Origin of the sequence: Acidiphilium sp. PM, assembly GCF_000219295.1 — a bacterium.
Classification (GTDB): Bacteria; Pseudomonadota; Alphaproteobacteria; order Acetobacterales; family Acetobacteraceae; genus Acidiphilium; species Acidiphilium multivorum.
In genome coordinates this window covers 1-5,170 of the sequence record NZ_AFPR01000190.1, presented here as the reverse complement: position 1 = coordinate 5,170, position 5,170 = coordinate 1, and the positions used below count along the sequence as shown (strand labels likewise).

5 protein-coding genes are annotated in these 5,170 nt (G+C 67.4%); 3 read left to right on the top strand and 2 right to left on the bottom strand.

Features of this window, described 5'->3' with window-relative positions; genetic code table 11:
• Together APM_RS09020 and bchF are read right to left on the bottom strand one after the other, a co-directional pair.
• A partial coding sequence (locus APM_RS09020) for a ferredoxin:protochlorophyllide reductase (ATP-dependent) subunit N (protein ID WP_007423061.1) occupies window positions 1-853 on the bottom strand: 853 nt, incomplete at its 3' end.
• Complete coding sequence (bchF, locus tag APM_RS09015) at window positions 853-1,443, bottom strand: 2-vinyl bacteriochlorophyllide hydratase (protein WP_007423060.1); 591 nt, start codon at window positions 1,441-1,443, stop codon at window positions 853-855. The genes APM_RS09020 and bchF, both read right to left, overlap by 1 nt.
• A 281-nt stretch (window positions 1,444-1,724) precedes the next feature.
• Here bchF and APM_RS09010 point away from each other — a divergent pair, with 281 nt between their 5' ends.
• The 3 genes from APM_RS09010 (at window position 1,725) to chlG (ending at window position 5,139) form a co-directional block, all read left to right on the top strand.
• Window positions 1,725-2,627, top strand: coding sequence for a B12-binding domain-containing protein (locus APM_RS09010; RefSeq protein ID WP_007423059.1), 903 nt, complete (start codon window positions 1,725-1,727; stop codon window positions 2,625-2,627).
• Window positions 2,628-2,751: 124 nt separating this feature from the next.
• Window positions 2,752-4,194, top strand: a complete 1,443-nt coding sequence (gene ppsR, locus APM_RS09005) for a transcriptional regulator PpsR (RefSeq protein ID WP_007423058.1) — start codon at window positions 2,752-2,754, stop codon at window positions 4,192-4,194.
• 15 nt (window positions 4,195-4,209) lie between these two features.
• Window positions 4,210-5,139, top strand: coding sequence for a chlorophyll synthase ChlG (gene chlG / locus APM_RS09000; RefSeq protein ID WP_007423057.1), 930 nt, complete (start codon window positions 4,210-4,212; stop codon window positions 5,137-5,139).
• Window positions 5,140-5,170: the final 31 nt, after the last annotated feature.

Here is a 5,170-nt window from a genome sequence, read left to right as displayed (position 1 = left end):
CGGCGGTGGCGCGGCGGACGGGCAGCGACAGCACGCCATCGACATGGGCGGGATCGATGCCGAAGGCGGCGGCGATGCTCTCGAACCAGAGTCGCGTGCCCTCGGCGCCGAGCGGGCAGGGGGCGACGATCGGCACCGCGCCGCGCCGCTCCAGCGCGGTGGCGGTTTCGCCGAGGAAGGGCTGGGCCAGCACGTAGCGCGTGAAGGGGCCGACCGGCGGCATCGCGTCGGCGCGGCGGGCGGGCAGGAAATCGACCGTGGCGATGCCGAGGGCAGCGAAGAGGCGGCGGAACTGGTCTTCCACCACATCGGCGAGGGCGCCGACCACCAGCAGGCGCGTGGCCGGGCCGGGCGCGGGTGCGAGGGTGGGGACGAGGGCGGACAGGCAGGCATCCTCGCCTTCGGTGAAGGTGGTGCCGATGCCGCTGCCGGAATAGGCGAGCACGCGCGGGCTGCGGCCGAAGCGCTCCTCCAGCCGGGCGGCGGCGCGGCCGAGATCGAGCCGGATCACCTCGGAGGGGCAGGAGCCGACCAGGAACAGCAGCCGGATATCGGGGCGGCGGGCGATCAGGCGGGTGGCGACGCGGTCCAGCTCGTCGTCGAGATCGGCGCGGCCGGCGAGGTCGCGCTCCTCGATGATCGCGGTGGCGAAGCGGGGTTCGGCAAAGATCATCACCCCCGCCGCCGACTGGAGCAGATGCGCGCAGGTGCGCGAGCCGACGACGAGGAAGAACGCATCCTGAATGCGGCGGTGCAGCCAGACGATCCCCGTCAGCCCGCAGAACACCTCGCGCTGGCCGCGCTCGGCAATGATTGCGGGTGTGGCGGCCGGCGATGTGGCGCAGGCGCTCATCAGCCGGGGATCGCGGCGCGGGGGGCGGCTTCGAGCCGGGCGGCGCGCAGCTTCAGCAGGAACTGGGTGGCGTTGACCAGGTAGGTGCTATAGGCCGCGAGCGCGATCAGCATCTGCGTGTGCGCGGGTGCGGCACCGGTGACCAGCACCGCGACGTAGGTGACGTGCAGCCCGATCACGAGGACGCTGAACACGTCTTCCCAAAAGAAGGCCGGGGCGAAGAGATACTGGCCGAAGACCGCGTTTTCCCAGATCGCGCCGGTGATCATGATGGTGAACAGGATCGCGGTCTTGGCGAGGATGGAGGCGGTGGCCACGGCCAGGCCCTCGCCGGTGGCGAGATAGCGCAGCACGAGGCAGACGCTGATCAGGAACACCGCGAACTGGACCGGGGCGAGGATGGCCTGCACCGTGGTCCAGGGCGTCGAATCCCGCCGCCGCCGCTCTTCGACGCTGTAGAGATAGGGCGAGCGCCGCGTGCCGCGCCGGGGCGCGGGATGGGCCTGCGCCGAGATGCCGTAGGCGTGGCCCTGCCACGGGCAGCAATTCACGGGGGCGACCAGACGGTCGATGATGCGTGTAAAGTCCACTTGACATGCCCTCTCGAGAAGCGTTCGATCCACAACGAAAAGGAAGCCGGCAGGCAGTGGTCCGCTATCGTGCGGGCGCTACCCAGCCAGCCCGCTGGGGGCAGCGATGGCCAGATTTCATTTTATCAAGCCGAATCATCGGAATTTCCTCGGTCGCGTCATAGCGACAATTGAAAGGCTAGCGTCCGGCCGCTCCGAATGTCAATCTATATTTACGTCAATATCGATTGACATTCGGGAAAAATTAATGCCATCCTGTGCCCATGTTCGGGAGGTATCTGATGCGTGAATCTGCAGATGCGTATCTGGATTTGCACTTCGGGGACACCGAGAGCGGTACCGAACAGATCGACAGCGGCGGCCTTGCCGACCGGAACGCCCTTCGGCGTCAGCCGCAAACATACTTCCCCCCCTGGTCGGACCTGCTGGACCGTGTGCTGCGGCAGCAGGTTCTGCCGCGCGTCATCGCCAGCCATCTGCCCTTGCCCGTCTGGGTCGATGTCAGTCTGGTCAAGCCTTCGGCGCGGGAGGTCGAGCAGTTTCTCGGCTGCATCCTGATGGACGATCTCAGCCGCGCCCATGTGCTGATCGAGCAGTTCGCCGCGCGTGGGGCGGATCACGACATGATACTGCGCGATCTGCTCACCCCGGCCGCCCGTCGGCTCGGGGTGCTGTGGGAGGAGGATCGCTGCGACTTCGCCGCCGTGACGCTTGGAATGGTGCGACTGAACCAGATCCTGCTCGAGACCAGCCCGCCGCCAGAGCTGCCGGCCGGTATGGAGCGGATGGCCGGACAGGCCTTGTTCGCGGCGGCGCCAGGCGAGCAGCACACATTCGGGATTGCGGTGCTGGCCGATGTGTTCCGCCGCACCGGGTGGCTGGTGAGTACCGAGCCGCGCAGCACGCGGACGGTTCTGTTGGCAATCGCGCGGCGCAACTGGTTCGACGTGATCGGCCTTTCGGTGACAGCTGACCGCTGGTTGAAAGGGCTGCCGGCCATCATCCGCTCGCTGCGCGCGGTGGCGCCAAATCCGGCTCTCCACGTCATGGTCGGCGGCAAGGTCTTTCTCGATTATCCGGAACGCTGCCAGTTCGTGGGGGCCGACTCGATGGCCGTCGACGCACAGGACGCGCTGCGCCAGGCAAGCCGGCTGGATCTCAACCGGACGGCCGCACGGCGTTGAGACAACGCCCGAACTAGACGCATGTCACTACGCGTTGACGATCGGGGTAGTTGAAAGTTGACACTAGGGAGGATACTTCAGACGTCTCGAATATTTAAACGAATTCCTGAAAGAGTGGTCCGAGATGAAAGCCTTCAAATCGCCCGGCAAATGGCTCGTCGGCATGAGTGCGGACATTGTCGGGATGGTGATCGCGACGATGGCGGACATCGCCCTCATCGTCGACCGGAAGGGTGTGATCCGTGACATCGCGGTTCAAAATACGGCGCTTGCGCGGGAATTCGCCGAGATTTCCGACTGGGTCGGGCGGCCCTGGGTGGAGACCGTGACGTCGGAAAGTCGTGACAAGGTGGTCGCGATGCTGAGCGCGGCGGGCGAGGCTCCTGCGGATCAGGCGCTTGCCACGGACCGGCACGTGAATTGTCCCGGGCGGGATGGCAGGGACGTGCCGGTGCTGTTTTCGGCCATGGCGATCGGCGAGAAGGGCAGCATCGTCGCCTTCGGCCGCGACCTCAGGACCATCGCGACACTGCAGCAGCGGTTGATCGACGTGCAGCAGTCACTGGAGCGGGATTTTTCGCGGCTGCGCCATGTCGAGACGCGCTATCGGATTCTCTTTCAGCAATCGTCGGAGCCGATGCTGGTGCTCGATGGCGCAACGCAGCGTGTGGTCGAGGCCAACCCGGCGGCACAGCAGATGTTTCGCCGACAGGGCAAGCTGGTGGGGCGGGGATTTGCCGATGTCGTCGAACCGGGCAGCCGGGCCACGCTCGAGCGGTTGCTGGGCGGCGTGAGCCGGACGGGCCGCGCCGATGACACGCCGATCGGCCTGCTCGGGCAGAAGGAACCCGTCGGCCTCTCGGCCTTTGTGATCCGCCAGGGCAGCGGACTGAATTTCCTCATCCGGCTTTCGCCGGTGAAACTCCCGGATCGGCAGGACGTGCTGCCCGCCGGCAAGGCGAACCTGCTCAAACTGATCGACAACGCGCCGGACGGGTTCGTCGTCGCCGGGCATGACGGGCGGGTGATCGCGGCGAATGCGGCCTTCGCCGAGATGGTGCAGGCGGCATCTCCCGAGCAGGTGGTTGGGCTTTCGCTGGACCAGTGGCTCGGCCGACCTGGAGTCGACCTGCCGGTGGTGACAGCCAATTTGCGGCAGAACGGCTCGGTTCGCCTCTATCCGACGACATTGCGCGACGAGTTCGGCGCCGAAATCGATGTCGAAATCTCGGCCGTTTCGCTGGTCAGCGACGGCAAGCCCTGCTTCGGCTTTGCGATTCGCAACGTCGCCGGGCGGGCTACGTCCGAACTCATGCGCCCTGCCGCGGCGCGGACAGTGCCGCGCTCCCTCGAGCAGATCAGCGAACTGATCGGCCGGGTGTCGCTCAAGGATATCGTCCGCGAGACGACCGACGTGATCGAGCGGCTGTCGATCGAGGCGGCGCTCGACATTACCGGCGACAACCGGGCTTCGGCGGCCGAGATGCTCGGCCTGTCGCGACAGAGCCTTTACGTGAAGCTGCGGCGCTACGGCATGATGGATGCCGCGCCGGCCAGCCCCGGATAGGCCGAAGGGGGAGCGATGGCGTCAGCGAAAGAGACGAACCTCACGCTTGCTCCCCTGCGCGTCGCCCCGGAATCGCTGCCCGGCTTCCGGGTCTGTCTCGAACTTCTCAAGCCGGTTACCTGGTTCGCCGCAATCTGGGCCTTCGTCTGCGGCGCCGTGTCCTCCGGCGCGCCGCTGGCCGGGCGCTGGCCGGAGCTGCTGCTCGGCATGGTGCTCGCGGGGCCGATGGTCTGCGGCACCTCGCAGGCGGTCAATGACTGGTTCGACCGCCATGTCGATGCGATCAACGAGCCGGACCGGCCGATCCCCTCCGGCAGGATGCCGGGGCGCTGGGGGCTTTACGTCGCGCTGATCTGGACCGCGCTGTCGCTCGCGGTGGCGGTGCCGCTCGGGCGCTGGGGGTTCGGCGCCGCGGTGTTCGCCCTGCTCGCGGCCTGGGCCTATAGCGCGCCGCCGCTGCGGCTCAAGCGCAATGGCTGGTGGGGCAATGCCGCCGTCGCCCTCTGCTACGAGGGGGTGCCGTGGTTCACCGGTGCCGCGGTGATGCGGGGCGCGCTGCCCTCCGCCCCGGTGCTGTGGCTGGCGCTGCTCTACAGTTTCGGCGCGCACGGCATCATGACGCTGAACGATTTCAAGTCGGTCGAGGGGGATCGGCGGAGCGGCATCCGCTCATTGCCGGTGCAGCTCGGCGTTGCCCCGGCGGCGCGGCTCGCCTGCGTGGTGATGGCGCTGCCGCAGCTCGTGGTGATCGGGCTGATGATCGCCTGGGATCACCGGCTCGCGGCGTTCGCGGTCGGGCTGCTGCTGGCGTGCCAGCTTGGGCTGATGGGAAGGCTGCTTCAGCGCCCGCGCGAGCGCGCCCCCTGGTACAACGCGACCGGGACGACGCTTTATGTCATCGGCATGCTGGTCTGCGCTTTCGCGCTCGCCGGCGGAGGAGCGTGAAATGGCCGCGATACAGGATTATGACGTGGCG